Origin of the sequence: Chryseobacterium sp. Tr-659, assembly GCF_011752975.1 — a bacterium.
GTDB lineage: Bacteria > Bacteroidota > Bacteroidia > Flavobacteriales > Weeksellaceae > Chryseobacterium.
The window spans coordinates 328,264-351,593 of the sequence record NZ_VWWP01000003.1 but is presented as its reverse complement, the minus strand read 5'-3'; the positions used below and the strand labels follow the sequence as shown (position 1 = coordinate 351,593).

Here is a 23,330-nt window from a genome sequence, read left to right as displayed (position 1 = left end):
GTATAATTTATGATGGAAGAATGGTTAATTCATGATCAATCATCTGAGTAATTCTATCTAGGGCATTATTAAGAAAGCTTTGGTCTCCCATGGTTTTTGAAAGCAATATTCCGCCTTCAATCAGCATAATGAACATCGATGCATATTCTCCGGCATTAATTTTTTCATTGATTTCCCTGTCTTTCTGTCCTTGCTGAATAACTGATGATACTTTTTTCATCCATAACTCAAAAGAGTTTTTAACCTGATTTTTCAAGGCAGGAAAAGAATCATCTGCTTCTGTTGCGGCATTCATTAAAGGACATCCTCCATTCGAAAATACATAAGGCCAGTTTTTTCTGTAAAAATTTACAAAAGCGTGGAGCTTATCCAGTGATGTGGGGTATTCATCTCCGAAAGACCGGCTGAGTGTTGTGCTTAATAATGCAGCATTGTATTTGTATACCTCAATAGCTACTTCATCTTTATTTTCAAAATTTCCATAGATACTCCCTTTAGTTAAGCCGGTTGCCTGGGTAATGTCTGACAGCGACGTGGAGATATAGCCCTTTGTATTAAAAAGAGTAGCCGTTTTCTCAATGATGTGCTGCTTTGTTTTTTCTGCCTTTGACATTTAAGTGTTTAATAATAATGCAAATATACAAAAATATACCACTCGGTATATTTTATTTGAAAATTAAATCTGAGTTGCGATTATACCCAGATTTAATAGTGATTTTTTATATTTTACTGCTCCAAAGTAGCATTCAAAGTGATTTCAAAGTTGAACGCTGCGCTTACCGGGCATCCTTCTTCAGCAATCTTTGCATATTTTTGAAACTCTTCTTCAGAAATTCCCGGAACCTTAGCTGTTAAGGTAAGTTCGGATTTTGTGATCTTTCCAATGTTTGGATCAAGGGTAATCACAGAGGTGGTTTTTAGCTCTTCGGGGTTATATCCTGCCTGTGAAAGTTCTGCATCCAGTTTCATTGTAAAACATCCGGCGTGTGCTGCGGCGAGCAATTCTTCAGGGTTGGTTCCCACACCATCAGCAAAACGGCTGTTGAAAGAATATTGAGTATTGTTAAGCGTTGTACTCTGAGTAGTTAGATGTCCTTTACCTTCTTTGATGGTACCGTTCCAAACGGCTGTTGCGTTACGTCTCATAATGTTTGTTTTTTTATTTTAATATTGTTTGTTTTTGATGTTACAAAGATATGTCGGTAATAAAGCTGATTCAATAGATAAAAAGACTTAAATATTGTACTTTTTTCCCGAAGAGTAATTTTTCTTAAAATTAGCAGGAGTACTTCCTGTTTTATTGGTGAAAAGCCGGTTGAAATAGGCCGGATCTTCATATCCGAGATCATATGCAACCTCCTTCACCGGTTTATCCGTATAATAGAGCAGTCTTTTAGCTTCCAGTAAAATTCTGTTGATGATAAACTGATTCGGAGAATCCAGATTTAAATTTTTAAACTTATGGGTCAGAGTTTTTGGAGCAAGATGAAGCAGGTCTGCATAATCTGCTACATGATGCTTTTCTCTGAAATGGATTTCCAGATGTCTGCTGAAATCCCTGAAAATATCGAGTTCACTACCGGGTATTCTGACCATATCATTATCGAGATTCTGTTTTTTCCATTTTCTGGTAGCCCGGATAATGATCTGCTTTACATAGGTTCTGATCATTTCTTCTGCCGAAGAATCTTTCCATTCAAGCTCATCTTTAATATTTTTGAATAATTCTTTAATACGTATTGTTTCCGGGGCATCCAGTTCCACAAAAGGAATTTCAAATACATTATGAAAGAGAAGTCCGTCACAAGCTACCTCTTTATCATGAATTTGAATACAATAGAAATCACGGTTATAATACAGAAGCATAGACTCTTCTTTCCCCTTTTGTAAATTCAGATGCTGATTGGTAAGAAAGAACAGAGATGGTTTTTGAGTTTTATAATGATTAAAATCTACCGTTAGCTGATATCCTGAAGGAATAAAAAAAACTTTGATATCTGTTTTAAAATGATCCCCGCTGAAGTTTTCCAGATTTTTTTCTGAAAATATTTCCAATCCAAGTCTTTTATATTGATCTTCAAAGATAAGCGGTTGCGGCATACTTTAACTTTAGTTTAAAGATACAAAAAAGCATGATTTCAAACGGATTAAATTACTGAGATTTGTTTTTTCTTACGACTAAGATCAAGAATCGGGATGAAAAAAAATGCAAATATGCTTTTACATTGATATTATTTTATCAATTTTACAAATATTTGTACTGTGAACTTTATTATTAACCTTTTTCCAGCACTGCCTGTATGAACGAATTAGAAAATATTCTCAGAGAAATAACTCCACTATCTCCTGAAGATAGTTTTCTGGTATTTGACAGGATCAAAGCATCGTTTGATTTCCCCTACCATTATCATCCGGAAATTGAAATTAATTTTATCTATAAAGGAAAAGGATACCGAAGGATGATAGGTGATCACACTGGAGAAATCGGGAATATAGAGTTGGTACTGGTAGGGCCTAATTTGCCGCATTGCTGGGCCAATTACAAATGCAAAAACCGGAAGACTCATGAAATTACGGTGCAATTTAATCAGGACTTCTTTAATCAGTCTTTAATGGAGAAAAATATCCTGAAGCCCATAAATAATCTGATGAAAGATTCCATAAGAGGAATTCTTTTCTCTACGGAAACCGCTGAAAAGCTAAAAGATTCGTTTCTCAATCTGTCAAAAATGAACAGCTTTGAGTCTTTTATAGAGATTATGAAGATTTTAAATGAATTGGCCACTGCGGAAGATAAAACACTTTTGTCTTCTTACAGTATTGAGCTTGAAACGTTTGCAGATAATGATAAAATGAAGATTATTCATGATTTTGTACATAAAAATTTTGAAAATAAAATCACCCTGGACGATGTGGCTTCGCTGGTAAATATGAGCAATGTAACCTTCAACAGGTTTATTAAAAAGAGAACCGGCAAAACATTTATCAATTACCTTAATGAAATAAGGATCAGTTATGCTGCCCGCTGGCTAATGGAAAAAAATCTCACCGTTTTTGAAATTGCTTTTGAAGCGGGATTCAATAATATCGCGAATTTTAATAAAGTTTTTAAATCCATCAAAAAAACTACCCCTACGGAATTCAGAGAACAATTTAAAGGGGTTAAAAAGATTGAATAATAGTGCCTTAAAGTTCAAACTTTCCTCTTTTTGCTTTTAATTATAAAAATAAATCCTCTTTTTCTAATTGTTTGGGTGGTGTTGTATTTTGTTGATATTTAGGATGTTATTTGCTTTTTTAATTAATTGCTGAAAAAATAATATCGTTTTATGATAAAATAGTATTATATCTGACTGGTTACAAAATTTAGATTTGTTAATGTGAATTAAATCTTAATAAAACTTTAAATAATTTAATACAAAAACAGTAAAATATTGCTGAAAAAACAATAAACTCTGTGTATTGGAAAAATAAAGTAATGTCATTGATTCTCAATTAAATCTAACTAATCTAAACCTTATGAGAAAAGCAGTTATACCGGTTCTGTTTGTTTTTTCACTTTCTGCCAATGCACAGGAGAAAAAAGCGGCCGACACTACGAAGACAACCGATATTCAGGAGGTCGTAGTCACCTCTTTGGGGATCAAAAGGCAGGCCCGCTCCCTGACATATTCCAGCCAGCAGATTGGAGGAGATGAGCTTACGGAAGTGAAAACTCCCAATCTTTTAAACTCGATCAATGGAAAAGTTTCCAATGTACAAATCAACAGAACTAATGGTGTAGGAAGTTCCGTAAGGGTGATTATGAGAGGGAATAAGTCTGTAAATAATGCCCAGCCTTTATATGTAATCGATGGAATTCCTATTATCAACGGAACAGGAAAATCAGCAGATATCGGACAGTACTCCAATATGCCGGATCCCGGAGACGTATTGAGTTCTATTAATCCTGATGATATTGAAAGTATCAACTTCCTTAAAGGAGCTTCTGCTTCTGCATTGTATGGATCCGCTGGAGGCAACGGAGCTATTTTGATTACCACTAGAAAAGGGCGTGCGGGTAAAAGTTCAATTGCTTATAGTTCCAGTTTTACCGTAGAAAGAGCATACAGTCTTCCAAAACTGCAGCATAGTTATCTGTCTTATGATCCTTCTATTTCAGGTCAACAACCTGGGCAGGCTGTGGACAGCTGGGGAGCAAAAGGAGCATCCAAGGATTATTTAAAAGATTTTCTACAAACGGGAACTACGTGGGTAAACAGTCTTTCTTTCCAATCAGGAAATGAAAGATCAACCAGCTATTTCTCCATCGGAAATACGACCAATAAAGGAGTGGTTCCGATGTCTTATTTTGATCAGTATAATGTATCCTTCAGAAATTCAAGTAAGTTCCTGGACGATAAACTGACATTAGATGCCAACTTTATTGGATCATTACAGGAAAGTAAGAACAGACAGACTCCCGGAGCATCTTTTTCTCCATTAACAAGTTTATACTGGCTGCCAAGAGGAGTAGATTTTGATCAATATGGCCCCAATAATTATTTTTACTTAGATAAAACGAGATTTTTACCCGCTCAAAATTGGTGGGAAGTAAACCCGGATGGAAGTTTCAAAGGAAATCCGGTGACGCAGAATCCTTATTGGATCTTGAACAGAAACCCTGTTACGGTTAGTAACAAGAATACCTATGGAGCTCTTTCATTGTCTTATCAGATTAATCCTTGGTTAACAGCGAGAGTGAGAGGGAACTATAGCTGGAATATTTCAGACAGCCAGCGTGATATCGCAGCTTTTTCCGCACCTAGCTTACTGGCGAATGGTATTAATGGTAGAATTCTCAAAAATACATATGAAAACTCGTCTACCTATGGAGATGTTTTACTTATTGGTAGTCCTAAAATAAGTGAGTCTATTTCATTAGATTTTACGGTAGGGGGAAGTATCAATACAACCAGAAATAAGATAGGACAAATTGATAATGCTTATCTGGCGAATCCTAACCTTTTCACTTTGAACAACCTTCAATGGAATGTAAACAGAGCGCCGGGAGATGGATATCACAATACCTATACTAATATGAAAAAACAGGTGCAATCTGTTTTTGCAAGTGCTTCTGTAGGTTATAAGAATATGTTCTATGTGGATATGACTTTCAGAAATGACTGGGATTCTACTTTGGCTTTAACAGGAAGAACGGGATTTGATTATGAATCTGTGGGGGCTAATGCTATATTATCTTCTATTTTCAAACTTCCTGAGGTTATTAACTTCTGGAAAGTAAGAGGATCTTACGCTACTGTCGGATTGGGGCTGCCAACTAATATTACCAATGCGATGGTTGAATATAATAAGGGATATGTTTATGGAGTAGATGCAGGAACGCTTGTATATCCTAAGAGCTCTTTTGCTACAGGTGCTGGTTTTGAGGCATTGCTTCCAAAACCGGAACTTAACAAAACCTTTGAAGCCGGAACCGAGCTAAGATTACTTAATAACAAGCTAAATTTTGATATTACTTACTATAACTCCAATACAAGTAACCAATTGTTGGAAACAACAATCCCTTCAAATTTAGGAGGGCTGTTTCCAGGGTCATACTACATTAACGCAGGAAAAATCCGAAATACAGGTTTTGAATCTTCATTATCCTATAAGATCTTTGATTCAGAAAGATTTGGATGGACAGCTACAGTGAATGCTTCAGCTAATAAAAATAAAATTGTTGAACTATTCCCAAGCAGACTTCCTATACCGGAAGAGCAACTTTTCTCGTTAGCAGGAGGGGGAGACTATACCAGACTTAAACTGGGAGGATCATTTGGAGACCTTTATGGAATAAAATTTAAAAGAGATGACCAGGGACGTGTTTTAGTAAATGAAAAAGGAGTTCCTTTAGCAGAAGGTACCCCTTCTTATCTGGGTAATCCTAACCCTAAATTTATTATGGGATTCAATAACTCCTTTAATATTGGCAAGTTAGGAATCTCTTTCCTTATTGATGGTAAATTTGGAGGTAAAGTACTTTCTCTTACCGAAAAGGCTAATGACTTGTATGGAGTAAGCCAGGCTACTGCAGATGCAAGAGATGCAGGAGGAGTAGCAATTCCAAATGCTGTATATGCACCGGGAACTCCTAATGCAGGGCAGGCTTATACTGGTTTAACCAATGCAAAGGATTATTATAAAGCAGTAGGAACAACGGAAGGATTTGGAAAAGGGATTGATGAAGCCTATTTGTATAGCGCTACAACAGTACGTTTACGTCAGGCATCTGTGTCATATACGTTTGATCTTAATTCAAAATATTTGAGAAATGCAACGGTAAGTTTAGTAGGAACGAACTTATTTTTCTTCTATAAAAAAGCGCCGTTTGATCCTGAACAAGTATCAGGAAATACTCCCGGTGGGGTTGGGGTAGACTCTTTTGGATTACCGGTTACCCGATCTATAGGTTTATCATTAAAGGCTAATTTCTAACTTTTACAATTAAGAAAATGAAAATCAATCATATTAAAACATTGTTATTCGGTGCTGTAGTAACACTTTCTGCTTCAGGCTGTACGAATGACTTTGACCAATATAATCAGGAAAAACTAGGAGGACCTGAAAATTTTTACGCAGATTTTATTGCAGTTGTTAACCCTATGAAGTCTATACAAAGAGGATTACAGGCAGATTATCAGCTATACCCTAACCTTAGTGCAGATATGTATAGCGGGCTGTTCAGTACAGCAACCCCATTTAACGGAGGAGTAAATAATCTTACTTATTCTATGATGGATGGATGGAACAATAGAATTATTGCCAGACAGCAGGATATTTTCAATTATTCTATCGTTATAGATAACGCAGCTAAAGTAAACTATCAGGGAGTAGATTTTACAGGAACATTCGCTGTTAAAAAAATTCTTAAAGTCATCACAGCAGCAAGAGTGTCAGACAGCCATGGCCCTGTGGTATACAGCAAATATGAAACACCCAATCCTAATGGAGTTACGGATTTTGATTCCCAGCAGGATGCGTATAAGTATTTTATTGCAGATCTTACCGCAGCTATTACAGATTTACAGAAAGTAATTGCTACTCCGGCGACGCAAAATGTTGAAGATAAAACCTCATTGAAGAATGCAGATCTGGTTTATGGAGGAAATATGGCTCAGTGGGCAAAACTGGCTAATTCATTAAAGCTGAGATTAGCCATGAGAATGAGTTATGCAGATCCTGCGAAGTCAAAACAATATGCAGAAGAGGCATTAGCTTCAACAGCAGGATTGATTACTGACAATGCAGACAATGCCCTGATCAGTGTAGGACAGTCCGAATTGAGCTTTATTATCTACTCTTGGGGAGACTGTTTGATAGGGGCACCTTTAATGGCTTATATGAACGGATATAATGACCCAAGGCTTCCTGCATATGCTATTCCTGCAAAAGATGCAGATGTTCAGGGGAAATATATAGGAGTACGCCAGGGAATTGATTTATTAAATGGGAAATCTACTTATGGAGCATTCTCACAGCCGCAGGCAAAATCAGCCGCCGGAGACTATTTTTCCGCAACTGATGGTAAAATGAAATTATTTACTGCCGCAGAAACATGGTTCCTGAAAGCTGAGGCTGCGTTGAGAGGATACACAGGAGCAGGAGATATTGGAACCAACTATACCACCGGAGTTCAGCAATCTTTCGGTGAGTGGGGTAAAAGTGCAAATGTTGCAGCCTACCTTGCCGATGCAACTTCTACAGAAGCTCCCTATGTTGATCCTAAAAATGCTGCGAATAATATCCCGGTAGGAAATCCACAGTTAAGTACAATTACCATTGCATGGAATAACAGCGATACCAACGAAAGAAAATTAGAAAGAATTATTACCCAAAAATGGCTGTCACTTTATCCAAACGGACCAGAAGCTTGGGCTGAGCAGAGAAGAACAGGTTATCCTATTCTTTTCAAAATTAGAAAAAATGATAGTGGCGGAACGATTGATACTGATGTAATGATCCGAAGAATTCCTTTCACTATTGATACCAAAACCTCATTGTACAACTATCAGCAGGCAGCACAAATGCTTAACGGCCCTGATACAGGAGGAACCAAATTATGGTGGGATAAAAAATAATACAACCCCAAACACTTTTTAATATATACAGAGACATCTCAAGCCAGGCCATACTGGATACTTTCATTTGGGCGGAGAGTAAAATCTCCAAAAATTTATAGTTTCGTTTTATGCCGGAATGAAATTTTGAGATGTCCTTTTTTTCTTTTAGCATCTTATTTTAAAATATGGGAAACAACAACTCCGGAACACGTCGGATTCAACCAATTCTTTGGATATCTACATTATATTTTGCAATGGGAGTTCCCTTTGTAACCATTAATGCCGTTTCCGGAATCATGTACAAAGATATGGGGGTGTCAGATTCGAAGATCACCTTCTGGACGGCCCTTATCATGTTCTCGTGGACGTTGAAACCTCTTTGGAGCCCTTTTTTGGAGATTTATAAAACCAAAAAATTCTTTGTTGTTTTTACTCAGTTTGCCATAGGGATTCTGTTTGCCTTAGTTGCATTAAGTCTGCCTTTGCATGATTTTTTCAAATACAGTATAGCACTTTTTGCTGTGGTAGCATTTTGCGGAGCTACCCATGATGTGGTAGCAGATGGAACATATATTGGGCTTCTTTCCAATAAAGAACAGGCAAAATACATTGGCTGGCAGGGAGCTTTCTATAATCTGGCAAAAATTATAAGCAGCGGAGCCTTGGTCTATTTTGCGGGTGTTTTAGAAAAGACCAAAGGAGTTACTCATGCCTGGATGATCATCATGGTAATCTATGCCTTATTGTTTTTTGTGTTGGCCGTATATCATTACTTCATCCTGCCGAAAGAAAATAAAGCTGAGGTTCAGAAAACAGGAAAAACAGCAGGAAACGTACGTAAAGAATTGCTCGAAGTTATTACTTCTTTCTTTACTAAAAAAAGTATCCTGTGGTCTGTACTGTTTATAATTCTATACCGTTTTGCAGAAGGTTTTGCCATAAAAATTGCACCCTTATTTTTTAAGGCGCCGAGAACTTCAGGAGGGTTGGGATTATCAACATCGGATATCGGGCTGATCTATGGAACATACGGTTCAGCAGCATTCATCCTGGGATCTGTACTGGCGGGATATTTTATCTCAGCCAGAGGTTTGAAAAAATCACTGATATGGCTATGTTGTGCCTTTAATATTCCGTTTGTAGTGTATGCTTTATTAGCATATTATCAACCGTCAGAACTTTTGCCGGTAGGAATTGCCGTTGTTGTCGAATATTTCGGCTATGGATTCGGCTTTGTGGGATTGATGCTGTATATGATGCAGCAGATAGCACCAGGAAAACATAAAACAGCACATTATGCATTCGCAACAGGAATTATGAATCTGGGAGTTATGATTCCCGGTATGTTCAGTGGAATGATCAGCGACTGGATCGGGTACAAAATGTTCTTTATCTGGGTGCTGGTAGCTACTATTCCTGCTTTTCTTGTAACCCTGTGGGTTCCGTTCCCTTATTCTGAAGATCAGAAAGAACACTCAATCGATTAATAATTAATTTAAAAATAAAAAAGTAAACATACTTTATGACAGCTCAATCAGTAATGATCCCTTGGCAGGATCGCCCGGAAGGTTGCAGTGATATTATGTGGAGGTTTTCCGAAAACCCGATCATTAACAGATATGCGATACCAACATCCAACAGTATATTCAACAGTGCGGTTATCCCCTTTGAAGATGGATTCGCAGGAGTATTCCGTTGCGATAATAAAGCGGTACAAATGAATATTTTTGCCGGCTTCAGTAAAGACGGAATCAATTGGGATATTAATCACGATCCTATTGAAATGAAGGCCGGAAACACCGATATGATTGAATCCGATTATAAATATGACCCAAGAGTAACTTTCATAGAAGACCGCTATTGGATCACTTGGTGTAACGGATACAATGGCCCAACCATCGGGATTGGATACACTTTTGATTTTAAAGAATTTTTTCAGTGTGAAAATGCATTCCTTCCCTTCAACAGAAACGGAGTTCTTTTTCCTGAAAAAATCAATGGTAAATATGCAATGTTGAGCCGCCCGAGTGATAACGGACACACACCTTTCGGAGATATTTATATCAGTTATAGTCCTGATATGAAATACTGGGGAGAACACCGTTGTGTAATGAAAGTAACTCCATTTGAAGACAGTGCATGGCAATGTACAAAGATTGGAGGAGGACCGGTTCCTATTAAAACAGAAGAAGGATGGCTGCTTTTCTATCATGGGGTAATCAATACCTGCAGAGGGTTCAGATATTCCATGGGAGCTGCTTTACTGGACCTTGAAGATCCTACAAAAGTACTGTACAGAACCAAGCCCTATCTGTTGGCTCCGGCAGAATTGTATGAGATGACAGGAGATGTTCCGAATGTGGTTTTCCCTTGTGCTGCATTAACAGAAGGCGATAAAGTAACCGTATATTACGGTGCAGCCGATACTGTAGTAGCGATAGCATTCGGGTATATCTCAGAAATTATTGATTTTATGAAAAAGAACTCAATCTAAGTAATCACAAAGTTTTTGAAAATATGATCATCAGCTTAATTCCCTTTATTATTGGGATCTTTGTAATGGTTTTCATATTTTTAAACCAACTTTTAAATTAAAACCATCCTGATGCCTCTTATCATGAAAAAAGAATTGCTTATCTGCCTTTTTACAACCCTGGTTTCTGTAACCTATGCCCAACAGAGTAAAAATGATGTTTTATCCTGGGTAGATCCGTTCATAGGAACAGGTGGCCATGGGCATACCTTCCCGGGAGCTACCACACCATTTGGAATGATCCAGCTAAGCCCTGATCAGAATACCAAAAGCGGAGACTGGGACTGGTGTTCCGGATATCATTACAGCAGTAAGACGATCATGGGATTCAGCCACAATCACCTTAGCGGAACAGGCTGGGCAGATCTTGGAGATATTCTCGTAATGCCTACTGTAGGGCAGGTAAAAATGGTTCCGGGATCGGAAGATAAGCCGGAAACAGGGTATCGTTCAACTTTCAGCCATGATAAAGAAACAGCATCTCCCGGATATTATTCTGTAATGCTTGACAGCTATGGAGTGAAGGCAGAACTTACCGCTTCCCCAAGAGTCGGATTTCATAAGTATACCTTCCCGAAAACTGACGAAGCCAATATCATTATTGATCCTACCAATAAGATATTCGGAAATATTTATCACACTTTGGTAAGCGTAGAAGGCAATAATAAAATAAAAGGATATTGCTATAGTAACGGATGGGGAGGAAAACGATTTGCCTATTTCGTAATGGAATTTTCAAAACCGTTTAAATCCTATGGCGTTTATGCTGAAGGAAAAATAAAAAACGATGAAAAGATAGCGCTGGCCAAAGATGCAAAAGCATTTGTAAGATTTGCAACGGAAGCCAACGAGAGTATTGAAGTAAAAGTGTCTTTATCTCCGGTAAGCACAGAAAATGCACAGGAAAACTTCGATACAGAAGCTAAAAATGTGGATTTTGCAAAAGCAAAAGAAACAGCGCAAAAAACATGGAGAGACCTTATAGGCAGATTCCAGGTAACGGGAGGCACGGATAATCAGAGAAAAATTTTCTACACAGGAGTGTATCATACATTCATTGCTCCGAACCTTTATATGGATGTGAATGGCGATTATGTGGCCGCTCAGGAAAATATGAATACCAAATGGTTTACCAACTACAGTACCTATTCGTACTGGGATGGTTTCAGAGCAACTCACCCGCTGCTTACTATTATGGATCAGAAACATACCAAAGAATTTGCAAATTCCCTGATCAGCAGGTATACAGATCGTAAGGATCATATGCCGATCTGGGAGCTTTGCGGATACGATAACTTCTGTATGCTGGGATACCACAGTGCATCGGTCATCTGGGATGCTATCTCCAAAGGAGTTCCCGGAATTGATGAAGAAAAAGCTTTTGCAGCAATGAAAGATGCTTCTCTTACAGATAAAATGAGCAGCAGCGATGGAGGCGGAGGTCTTAATGATTATATTAAATTAGGATACACACCATCAGAAAACGGAGCTTCTGTTTCAGCAACTCTGGAATATGCTTATGACGACTGGTGTATCCTGCAGTTAGCAGAAAAATTAGGTAAAAAAGATGAAGCAGAAGTATACAGAAAACGTTCCATGAACTTCCTGAATACCTTCAATAAAGAAAATAATCATTTCTGGCCAAGACAGAAAGACGGAAAATTCTTAGCAGATTTCCCTCTTAACGATTGGAAGAAATTACAGCCACATTGGGTTTCCGGAAATATCTGGGCTTATGATTTCTTTGTTCCGCATCAGATTGATGAAATGATGAATCTGTACGGCGGAAAAAAGGGATTTGAAGAAAAACTGGATAAAACGTTCTCTGAAGCGTTGAATATGCAGGGAGAGCAGCATGTTGATATTTCAGGATTCATCGGTTCTCTGGGCTTTGGTGATGAACCGGGGCATCATGTTCCGTATCTGTACAACTATGCAGGAAGTCCTTATAAAACCCAGAAAATGGTAAAGTATATCAGGGATAATATGTATGCTGCAAAACCAGACGGGATTGTGAATAACGAAGACTGCGGGCAAATGTCAGCATGGTATATTTTCTCTTCATTAGGATTCTATCCTGTAACACCTGGAAAACCGGTTTATGCCATTGGAGCACCCCAATTCCCGAAAGCCTCCTTACAGTTGGAAAACGGAAAAACTTTCACGGTGATTGCCGATAAAATCTCAGATAAAAATATCTACGTACAGAAAATGTTCCTGAACGGGAAAGAGTACAAAAGCTGGGAACTGAATCACAGTGATATCATGAATGGCGGGGAATTGAGATTTGTAATGGGAAGCAAACCTGTAAAATAAGACTAATAAAAAATAACGAAATAAAAGTATCAATGGAAAGGAGAAATTTTATTAAAACAAGCGCACTGGCGGGAGCCGGATTACTGTTTACTCAAAATGTTTTTGCTAAAAATCTAGTGATGGATGATTTTCCTGTTGTCCGTGTTCCTAAAGATAAAAGACATTTTACAAGTGAATCAGTAGAAGGTGCCATCGCAGCTTTTAAGAAGAAAGTAAAAAATAAAGAACTGTCCTGGCTCTTTGAAAACTGCTTTCCGAATACATTAGATACTACCGTTTTCTATAGCGAAACCAATGGGACTCCTGATACCTACGTTATTACAGGAGATATTGATGCCATGTGGCTTCGTGACAGTTCTGCACAGGTTTTCCCTTACCTGCAGTTCTCAAAAAAAGATGAAAAACTTCACAAATTGATTTCCGGAGTTATTCATAAACAGACCACATTCATCCTTAAAGACCCTTATGCTAATGCTTTCTACAACGATGATCAAAAGATCAGCAAGTGGAAAGAATATGATCATACCGATATGAAACCGGGTACCCATGAGAGAAAATGGGAAATTGATTCATTATGTTATCCTATTCGTCTGGCCTATCATTTCTGGAAAACAACGGGAGATACAAAGCCTTTCGATGCCAATTGGTTAAAAGGAATTAAACTTACATTACAGACTTTTACAGAGCAACAAAGAAAAAAGGATCTTGGGCCATACAAATTCGAGCGTACAACAGCTTGGGCTACAGACGGGGTTCCTATGGGAGGATACGGGTATCCTACAAAACCTGTGGGGTTAATCAGCTCCATGTTCCGTCCAAGTGATGATGCAACAATTTATGGATTCCTGATTCCATCCAATTTATTTGCTGTCGTAAGCTTACGACAGGCTGCAGAAATGGTTTCCCAGATTAAAAATGAAAAAACATTGGCTCAACAACTTACCAGCCTTGCGGATGAGGTGGAAGCAGCCATAAAAAAATACGGAATTTACAATCATCCTGAATTTGGGAAAATATACGCTTTTGAAGTAAACGGTTTCGGAAGCTATAACCTGATGGATGATGCGAACTGCCCAAGCTTGCTGGGATTACCTTATCTGGATGCGGTGAAATCGGATGATCCTGTATATCTGAATACAAGAAAATTTGTGTGGTCAGAAAACAACCCTTTCTTTTTCAAAGGTAAGCTGGCAGAAGGAATAGGAGGTCCGCATATCGGACTGGATATGATCTGGCCAATGAGTATCATTATGAAAGCGCTCACTACAAAAGACAAGAGTGAGATCAAATGGTGTATTGATACCTTACAGAAAACGCACGGCGGGACAGGCTTTATGCATGAGTCCTTCCATAAAGACAATGACAAAAAGTTCACCAGAGAATGGTTTGCATGGGCCAATACGTTATTTGGTGAATTATTATGGAAAACCTTTAACGAAAACCCTGAGCTACTGACATAGCCCTCCTTTTTATACAGCTTTTCATCTGAGGTATTTTCTTGAAAAAGAAGATATCAGGGGATTGCTATATAAAATTCAGACACCAAAAAACCTTAAAAAAATTATACAATGAAAAAAAAATCCATTTTCACCGCACTGGCTGCAGTAATGCTTCAGGCGGTCTCTCCGATTAACGCACAACAGCTTAATCCCACGGGAATATGCTATGTGGAAGTGAATAACAATAACATCCTGAATGCAGGAGCGTACAAACTGCAGACATCGAACAGTTACCTGTTTAATGTTGTCAATATTTTTGCTGCCAATATTAATTATGATACCAGCCGCGGCAGGGCTTACCTGTATGCTAATAATAATGTAACGAAGGTTCTTACCAACGCAGATACCTACATTAAACCTCTTCAGCAAAAAGGAATGAAAGTGGTATTAACTATTCTGGGAAATCACCAGGGAGCTGGAATTTGTAATTTCCCTACCCGTGAAGCAGCAAAAGATTTTGCATTACAGCTTGCCAATACGGTGAATACATATGGTTTGGATGGAATTGATTTTGATGATGAATACTCTGAATACGGAAAGAACGGGACAGGACAGCCTAATGACAGTTCTTTTGTCATGCTTGTTCAGGAATTAAAAGCACTGTTGCCGGATAAGATTATTTCATTCTATTACTATGGTGATGCGGCTTCAAGACTTTCATGGAACGGATCAAGAGTGGGAGACTATGTCAACTACAGCTGGAACGCCATGTACGGAACTTTTTCCGCACCCAATGTTCCGCCTCTTACCAAAGCACAAATCTCTCCCGCAGCTGTATGGATGGGAAATACTTCCAATTCTACCACAACAAGTTTAGCAACTCAAACCAAGAACGGAGGATATGGTGTTTTCATGTGGTATGATCTTCACGGAACCAACGAAACAGCACAGCTTTCAGCTGGTACCCAAACATTATATGGACAACCAACGGTGTTAAGCGGAACTTTACAATCCTGGACTCAAGGTACAAATTGTGATGCACCAATCGGATTATTTACCAGTAATCTTACAAGTACAAGCGCCAAGCTGAACTGGTCAGCTGTGGGCACAAATACCTACGATATTGATTATAAACCGGCTTCTTCCTCAACATGGACAAGTGCGGCAACAGCCTTGAATGCTACTTCAGTTACTATAACAGGATTAACAGCCAACACCGATTACGACTGGAGAATCAGAACTAATTGCAGCGTGAAAAGTACTTATATGTTCGCGCCAAGATTTAACAGCGGTTCAGGGACAACCAACCCTACAGGATCTTATGCTCTTTCATTGGATGGAAGCTCTGAATCAGGTGCAGCCGGAAATCTTAATCTGGGCGGTTCTGCATTATCTTTTGAGGGCTGGATCAAACCATCATCTTTCAAATCAGCCTCGCCATATATTTCTTCAATTATGGGAACAGAGGTTAGTGACAGTAACTCTGCATTTTTACGACTAGGAGATGCCAATGTAGCAAACAATAAAGTTCAGTTTGTACTAAGCATCAATAATGTACAGCAAAAATTGGCTTCCACTACAGCATTGAATGCTAATACCTGGTATCATGTGGCTGCAACATATGATGGTACTACTATGAAGATTTATATTAATGGCGTACTGGATGCCAGTAAATCACAAACAGGAAGTGTAAGTTCAAACGGTGCATTTAATGTAGGATATTTATACAATACATCAAGAAACTTCAATGGTAAAGTAGATGAGGTTAGAGTTTGGAAACGTGCATTAAGCCAGACAGAGATCAGTCAGAATATGTGTAATGTATCAGTTCCGGCAACTTCGCTTGCGGCTTACTGGAAGTTTAACGAAGGAAGCGGTTCATCCGTTCAGGATACTTCAGGAAATGGGGTTACATTAACATTAACAGGAGTTGATGCTTCCAATTGGGGAACAGATGTGCCATGTACAACAGGTACTTCCAAACTTGCAAGAAATGGTGCAGCTCAGAAAGCAATCAGTTCAGCAGAGAACAACGGTAAGAATCAGATCAAAATGTATCCGAATCCTGCCAGCAAATCTTCATCACTAACGGTTTCTGTTCCGGATGGATACAGCAGAGGGAAATTAACGGTTTATGATTTTAACGGAAGAATCTTAGACACTAAAACAATAAAAGCCGGAAATTATCAGTATGACCTGTCTGTCCTTTCAGCAGGAAGCTATATTGTTCAGGTTGAATCTCAGGACGGAAGCCTTAAACACACAGAGAAATTAATTGTAAAATAACCAATCAATCACCGGGTTTCGGCCCGGTGGTTTTTCCAATAACAAAAATTAAAAGATATGAAAAAAAAATTCTTTTTTATTCCTCTTCTGGCAATGATGCTTCAGACGGCTCCTTTGCTCAAGGGGCAGCAGCTGAACCCGCTAGGAGTATGCTATGTGGAAGTGAACAACAACAATATGCTGAATGCAGGCTCTTATACTTTACAGAATACAAACAGACAGCTTTTTGATGTTGCCATTATCTTTGCTGCCAACATTAATTATGACGCATCCAAAAGCCGGGCCTACATCTCAAGCAATAATAATGTTACCAAAGTTCTGAACGATGTCAATACTTATGTAAAACCTCTACAACAGAAAGGGATCAAGGTGTTGCTGGATATCCTGGGAAATCACCAGGGGGCGGGAATTTCCAATTTCCCCAACCGTGAAGCGGCTAAAGATTTTGCTTTACAGGTAGCTCATACCGTTTATACTTATGGATTAGACGGAGTAGATCTGGATGATGAATATGCAGGCTATGGAAACAACGGAACCGGACAGCCGAATAACAGCTCTTTTGTCATGCTTTTGCAGGAACTTAAAGCAGCAATGCCTGATAAACTGATTACATTCTATTATCTGGGACCCGCAACGAGCAGACAGAATTATAACGGAGATATGGCCGGAAACTATATAGATTACAGCTGGAATCCATTTTACGGAACTTACAGCGCTCCTAATGTACCTCCGCTTACTAAATCTAAACTTTCTGCCGCAGCAACCTGGATTCAAAATACAAATCCTCAGTCTACATCTCCTGCTACGCTTACTACGCTGGCTACCAATACCAAAAATGACGGATATGGTGTATTTATGTGGTATGACCTCGGAGGAATAGATGTGGCGAATTATTTAAGTACAGGATCCAATATTCTTTATAATGAAAATACACTTCTGAGTGGACAGTTATATTCATGGTCCCAAGGTCAAACCTGTGATCCTCCGTTGGGATTGGATGTTTCTAATGTAACAGGAACTTCCGCCAAACTGAACTGGACTTCCAACGGATCTCAAACCTATAATGTTGACTATAAACCGGCCAATTCGACAGTGTGGACCAATGCAGCAAGCAATTATTCCGGAAGTAATGTGGTGGTAAATAACCTTACACTGAACACAGATTATGACTGGAGAATACAATCCAATTGTTCTCCAACATTAACGAGTACTTATTTATTTGCTCCAAGATTCAATTCTGGAAACGGATGTTCCACCCCTTCGGGACTGACCTCAGGAAGTTATCTTGGAAATTCTGTTCAGTTGTCATGGGATGCAGGAACCGCTGCTTCTTATACATTGCAATACAAAACAACTGCTGCTTCTGCCTGGGAAGAAATTCAGAATATTACTACCAATACCTATTCACTTCAGAATTTGACTCCGAATACCAGCTATCAATGGAAAGTACAGACCGTTTGCAGCGGAGGAACAGCAAGTACCTATTCGGGAGAAGGAACATTTAACAGTGGTTTTGCTCCTGTTACAAGTCCCGGCCCAAGGTCTTTATCTTTTAACGGAAGCACACAATACCTTAATGCAGGCCAGTTTAACCTCAATGGAAATGCCGTTACATTTGAAGGCTGGGTCAACGTAAATGCATTCAAGACAGGATTTCCATATATATCTTCCGTCATCGGAATTGAAGTTGGAGACAATAATTCCGCGATACTAAGATTTGGAGACGGAAATCTTGCGAATAATAAACTTCAGTTTATTTTGAGTTTCGGATCTTCTCAGGTGAAACTTAATACAAACACGGCATTCAATACAAATACATGGTATCATGTGGCAGCAACCTATGATGGAGCTGCGATGAAACTTTACGTCAACGGAAGCCTTGATGCCAGTACTCCGGCTACAGGAAACTTTACAGCAAATGGTATTCTTTATTTAGCAAGAAACTATGATAATTCCCGTGCTCTTAATGGTTCTATGGACGAATTCAGAGTATGGAAAAGAGCATTAACCGCACAGGAAATTCTGGACAATAAATGTAATGTAGCACCTAATGCATCCAGTCTTGAGGCCAATTGGAAAATGGATGAAGGAAGTGGTGTGGCTGCTTTAGATTCCACACCTAACACGCATTTTGCTACACTGATTAGTATGACCGATACCAACTGGAAAACAGATGTACCTTGCCAGGCCACTTTATCGGTAAAAGATACTGAACTGGTTAAAGAAAGCAATGTTTATCCTAATCCTGTTAAAAGAGGAAATGATATTCATTTCAGAATTGAGGATCATTCGGCAAGCGATATTTTCCTGTATGATGCTTCAGGAAAATTATCCAAAAAACAGAATATTAATAAAAATAATAATGTAGTGAATACACAGGATTTAGCCAGTGGTACTTATCTTTACAAAATTACAGCAGCAGGTAATAAGATATTGTCATCCGGAAAAATAATTGTGAAATAAACAAAGATATTTATCTTGATCATAAGATAAAATATGTGACCGGGAGCAGACAGACGGATGATTGCATTTGTTTGTCTGTTTTTCAGTCATAATATGGTTTGATATTAAATTTAAAGTAAAAAATAATGCAAAATATAGTAGGAATAGATATTGGAGGTTCGCATATTACAATGGCGCAGGTAGATCCTGAAAAACGTGAGATAATTTCTTCAACGTATGTACGGGAGCATGTTAATTCATTTGATGATAAAGAAACAATTTTCTCAGCCTGGGTTTCGGCTATTCATAAAGCAGCTCATAATCTGGCTAAAGAAGACCTTCTTGTAGGAATTGCAATGCCCGGCCCTTTTAATTATGAAAACGGAATATCGCTGATGCTCCACGGAAAGTTTCTTGATATATACAACGTAAATATCAAAGAAGAACTGGCGAAAAGACTATCGGTTTCTACAGATCAGATTCATTTTGTAAATGATGCTGCGGCCTTTATGGAAGGAGAAGTATTTGGTGGATGTGTTCAGGGTTTTAAGAAGATTTTCGGCGTGACATTGGGAACAGGATTGGGAACTACTTTCTATGATGGAGAAATGGCAACCGATGAAGACCTTTGGGATTCCCCCTTTAAAGAATCTGTTTGTGAAGACTATCTTGCTACACGATGGTTTGTAAACCGTTATCAGGAGCTAACAGGCGAAGAGATTTCCGGAACCAAAGATCTGTTGGACAAACCTGCTGAAATACAGACTCAGATATTTGATGAATATGCAGATTCATTTTCTGAATTTATTGTGAAATATGTGGACGATTACAAACCGGAAGTTTTAGTTATAGGAGGTAATATTGCAAAAGCATACCCACATTTCGAAGAAAGATTTATTCAGAATTTAACAAAGAATAATATTAACTTGCCGGTTAAAATATCTGCCATCTTTGAAGATGCCGCCATTTTAGGAGCCGCCAGCTATGCATTAAAAAAGCTTACATAAATTAACAAACGAAACGATACAATGAAGTCTCTATTTTCTACTTTCTTTCTTGTAGTACAGGCCTGGGCCTTCGGGCAGAATCCTTCACCGGTAGATTATGTGAATCCGTTGATGGGAACCCAGTCTAAACCTTCTCTGTCAAATGGTAATACTTATCCGGCAGTGGGTCTTCCGTGGGGAATGAATATCTGGACCCCGCAGACAGGAAAAATGGGTGACGGATGGGCGTACACCTACGATGCAGATAAAATAAAAGGATTCAAACAAACACATCAGCCTTCTCCCTGGATGAATGATTACGGCGCATTTGCCATCATGCCGGGAGTAGGAAAAGTAAAATTTAAAGAAGATGACAGGGCAAGCTGGTTCAGTCATAAAGCTGAGGTTTCAACGCCTTATTTTTATAGCGTATACCTTGCTGATATCAATGTAACCACAGAATTTACACCTACAGAAAGAGCATCCTTCTTTAAATTCGATTTTCCGAAGACTGATAGTGCTTATGTAGTGATTGATGCCCTGAACAAAGGTTCTTACATAAAAATACTTCCCAAAGAAAGAAAAATTCTGGGATACACTACAAGATATTCTACCGGGAAATATGAAAATTTTAAAAACTATTTTGTCATTCAGTTTGATAAAGATTTTGAGCTGACAAAGGCCTGGAAAGATGATAAATTCATTAATGATCAGCTGGAAATTACCAGTGATCATGCCGGCGCTGTAGTTGGATTCAAATTGAAAAATAAAGAAGCCGTTTATGCAAAAGTAGCCTCTTCATTCATCAGTTTTGAACAGGCAGAACTGAACCTTAAAAGAGAGATCGGAAACAGGAATTTTGATCAGGTAAAAACAGATGCTAAAAATATCTGGAACAAAACACTTGGAAAACTTGAAGTAAAAGGAGGAACAGATCAGCAGATGAGGACCTTTTATTCCTCTTTATACAGAACGTTATTTTTTCCTCAGAAATTATATGAAATCGATGCTCAGAATAAAATAAAACACTGGAGCCCTTATAACGGTAAAATTGCAGACGGAAGAATGTTTGCCGGAACAGGTTTCTGGGATACTTTCCGTGCGTTGTATCCGTTTCTGAACCTTGTATATCCAAGTATCAATGTTGAAATGCAGGAAGGGCTTGCGAATGCTTATAAAGAAGGTGGTTTCTTACCAGAGTGGAGCAGTCCGGGATATTCTGATATTATGATCGGGAATAATTCCGCATCCGTAGTAGCAGATGCTTATATCAAAGGACTCAGAGGATATGATGTGGAAACCCTTTGGCAGGCTGTAAAACATGGAGCGGATAATGAAGGTCCCATTGAAGCGGTAGGGCGTGCAGGAGTAGAATATTATAACAAATTAGGCTATGTTCCTTACGATGTGAAAATCAACGAGAATGCCGCAAGAACTTTAGAATATGCTTATGATGATTTTTCCATTTACCAGTTGGGAAAAGCACTAGGGAAGCCTGCTTCGGAAATTGATATCTATAAAAAAAGAGCGTATAATTATAAAAATCTGTTCGATAAAGAGACAGGCCTGATGCGTGGTAAAAATAAAGACGGGAATTTCCAGAAACCTTTCAATCCTTTCAAATGGGGTGATGCTTTTACGGAAGGAAACAGCTGGCATTACACATGGTCGGTTTTCCAGGATATAAATGGTCTTGCAGAACTGATGGGCGGAAAGAAGAAATTTGAAGCAAAACTGGATGAGGTATTTTCACTTCCACCGGTTTTTGATGACAGTTATTACGGTGGAGTGATCCATGAAATTCGAGAAATGCAGATCATGAATATGGGACAATATGCTCACGGAAATCAACCGATCCAGCATATGATCTACTTGTATAACTATGCCGGAGCACCTTACAAAACGCAATATTGGGCAAGGCAGGTGATGAATAAATTATATCATGCAACTCCGGATGGCTATTGCGGAGACGAAGATAACGGACAGACTTCTGCATGGTATATTTTCTCAGCTTTAGGGTTCTATCCGGTAACGCCGGCAACCGATCAGTATGTTTTGGGAGCTCCTTTATTTAAAGAAGCAACCATTCATCTTGAAAATGGTAAGAAAATTGAAATAAAAGCACAGGAAAACAGTGCTGATAATATATATGTAAAATCATTGAATGTAAACCAACAGCCTTATTCTAAAAACTGGCTTAGCCATCAAGAATTGATAAAAGGAGCGGTTCTGGATTTTAAAATGGACAGCAAACCGAATAAAGAAAGAGGTTCACAGGAAAAAGATTTCCCATATTCAATGTCCAAAGAATAATCAGATAATAAATTTTAATTCAGAAATACAAACTGTATGAGTACAGAAAAAAAAGAAATATTCGATAGAGTAGAGAAAATGCTGCATACGCAGGGATTTACTATCGCAGCGAAAGATGAAACAAGACCTTGGGGTGGTTTCTTTGTCATTGATGAAACTCAGGCACAGGATTTTGCCAACCAGTATTTTGACGGAATCGATGTGGAAAACCTGAGAATAGGAGGGAAGCTGAGTCCGAAAATTCTTATTGTTGCTCCTGAAGCAAGATTAAGCTGGCAGTATCACCACAGAAGAGCAGAGATATGGCAGGTTGTGGAAGGAACGGTAGGCATTAAAAGAAGCAATACCGATGAAGAAGGAGCATTGGCAGAATACAATCCGAAAGATCAGGTAAAGCTTCAGCAGGGCGAAAGACACAGGTTAATCGGTCTTGCAGGCTGGGGAATCGTAGCTGAAATCTGGCAGCACACAGATGCAGCCAATCCTTCAGATGAAGACGATATTGTAAGAGTACAGGATGACTTCGGAAGATAATTCAAAATCAATATAAAAACAGATCCCATTTTGGCGATGATCAGCTAAAATGGGATTTTTATTTTCATAGGTTCGAAAATTAGGAAGTGGTACAAAACATACTCTCTTTTTCGTTGAATGAAACAATGTATTTAAAAAAACACAAACAAAGCTTATTTGAATGTTTTACTTTAGGGAGCAAAGAGGGGCGGCTTTGTCACTGAAGAAGCTTCATGGAATGCATTCGCTTAGAAAGAATCAATGAAATTGATTCCATTCTTTGCATCCTTAAGAATATGAAATAAGGTGCTAAAAACTTTGCGTCAAGTAAATTTCATAGACACAAACAATAGTTTCAAGACCAAAGAATTTTCAATTGAGTTTCGTCTATTTTTAT

The 23,330-nt window shown here is 38.5% G+C and carries 15 protein-coding genes; 12 read left to right on the top strand and 3 right to left on the bottom strand.

Features of this window, described 5'->3' with window-relative positions; all coding sequences use genetic code 11:
- Positions 1-7: 7 nt before the first annotated feature.
- The 3 genes from F3J23_RS09185 to F3J23_RS09175 form a co-directional block, all read right to left on the bottom strand.
- Entirely contained in the window at positions 8-613 is a 606-nt protein-coding gene (locus F3J23_RS09185; protein WP_167027356.1) for a TetR/AcrR family transcriptional regulator, read from the bottom strand.
- Between the two features lie 113 nt (positions 614-726).
- Positions 727-1,146, bottom strand: coding sequence for an OsmC family protein (locus F3J23_RS09180; protein ID WP_167027353.1), 420 nt, complete (start codon positions 1,144-1,146; stop codon positions 727-729).
- 87 nt (positions 1,147-1,233) lie between these two features.
- Positions 1,234-2,100 (bottom strand): helix-turn-helix domain-containing protein, encoded by an 867-nt coding sequence (locus F3J23_RS09175; RefSeq protein WP_167027350.1) that lies wholly within the window; start codon positions 2,098-2,100, stop codon positions 1,234-1,236.
- A gap of 200 nt (positions 2,101-2,300) precedes the next feature.
- Between F3J23_RS09175 and F3J23_RS09170 the strand changes: the two genes are divergently transcribed.
- From F3J23_RS09170 to F3J23_RS09115, 12 genes are all read left to right on the top strand, one after another.
- The gene (locus F3J23_RS09170) at positions 2,301-3,179 is read left to right on the top strand and encodes an AraC family transcriptional regulator (protein ID WP_167027347.1); all 879 of its coding nucleotides are present in this window, start codon (positions 2,301-2,303) and stop codon (positions 3,177-3,179) included.
- Positions 3,180-3,519: 340 nt separating this feature from the next.
- Positions 3,520-6,480: a SusC/RagA family TonB-linked outer membrane protein gene (locus F3J23_RS09165; protein ID WP_167027344.1), complete on the top strand. Its 2,961-nt coding sequence runs from the start codon at positions 3,520-3,522 to the stop codon at positions 6,478-6,480.
- 17 nt (positions 6,481-6,497) lie between these two features.
- Positions 6,498-8,123 carry a SusD/RagB family nutrient-binding outer membrane lipoprotein gene (locus tag F3J23_RS09160; protein WP_167027340.1) on the top strand — a complete coding sequence of 542 codons (1,626 nt, stop codon included), beginning with the start codon at positions 6,498-6,500 and terminating at the stop codon, positions 8,121-8,123.
- Positions 8,124-8,290: 167 nt separating this feature from the next.
- Positions 8,291-9,592: an MFS transporter gene (locus F3J23_RS09155; RefSeq protein ID WP_167027338.1), complete on the top strand. Its 1,302-nt coding sequence runs from the start codon at positions 8,291-8,293 to the stop codon at positions 9,590-9,592.
- Positions 9,593-9,627: 35 nt separating this feature from the next.
- Positions 9,628-10,599, top strand: a complete 972-nt coding sequence (locus tag F3J23_RS09150) for a glycoside hydrolase family 130 protein (protein WP_167027335.1) — start codon at positions 9,628-9,630, stop codon at positions 10,597-10,599.
- A gap of 111 nt (positions 10,600-10,710) precedes the next feature.
- The gene (locus tag F3J23_RS09145; RefSeq protein WP_228455306.1) at positions 10,711-12,954 is read left to right on the top strand and encodes a GH92 family glycosyl hydrolase; all 2,244 of its coding nucleotides are present in this window, start codon (positions 10,711-10,713) and stop codon (positions 12,952-12,954) included.
- A 32-nt stretch (positions 12,955-12,986) separates the two neighbouring features.
- Positions 12,987-14,414: a glycoside hydrolase family 125 protein gene (locus F3J23_RS09140; protein WP_167027333.1), complete on the top strand. Its 1,428-nt coding sequence runs from the start codon at positions 12,987-12,989 to the stop codon at positions 14,412-14,414.
- 108 nt (positions 14,415-14,522) lie between these two features.
- Entirely contained in the window at positions 14,523-16,679 is a 2,157-nt protein-coding gene (locus F3J23_RS09135; RefSeq protein ID WP_167027331.1) for an endo-beta-N-acetylglucosaminidase H, read from the top strand.
- A 57-nt stretch (positions 16,680-16,736) separates the two neighbouring features.
- Positions 16,737-19,142, top strand: coding sequence for an endo-beta-N-acetylglucosaminidase H (locus tag F3J23_RS09130; RefSeq protein WP_167027329.1), 2,406 nt, complete (start codon positions 16,737-16,739; stop codon positions 19,140-19,142).
- A gap of 125 nt (positions 19,143-19,267) precedes the next feature.
- A complete protein-coding gene (locus tag F3J23_RS09125; protein ID WP_167027327.1) occupies positions 19,268-20,128 on the top strand; it encodes an ROK family protein in 861 nt (286 codons plus the stop codon).
- A gap of 21 nt (positions 20,129-20,149) precedes the next feature.
- The gene (locus F3J23_RS09120; RefSeq protein WP_167027325.1) at positions 20,150-22,420 is read left to right on the top strand and encodes a GH92 family glycosyl hydrolase; all 2,271 of its coding nucleotides are present in this window, start codon (positions 20,150-20,152) and stop codon (positions 22,418-22,420) included.
- A gap of 36 nt (positions 22,421-22,456) precedes the next feature.
- Positions 22,457-22,954, top strand: a complete 498-nt coding sequence (locus F3J23_RS09115) for a phosphoheptose isomerase (RefSeq protein WP_167027323.1) — start codon at positions 22,457-22,459, stop codon at positions 22,952-22,954.
- Positions 22,955-23,330: the final 376 nt, after the last annotated feature.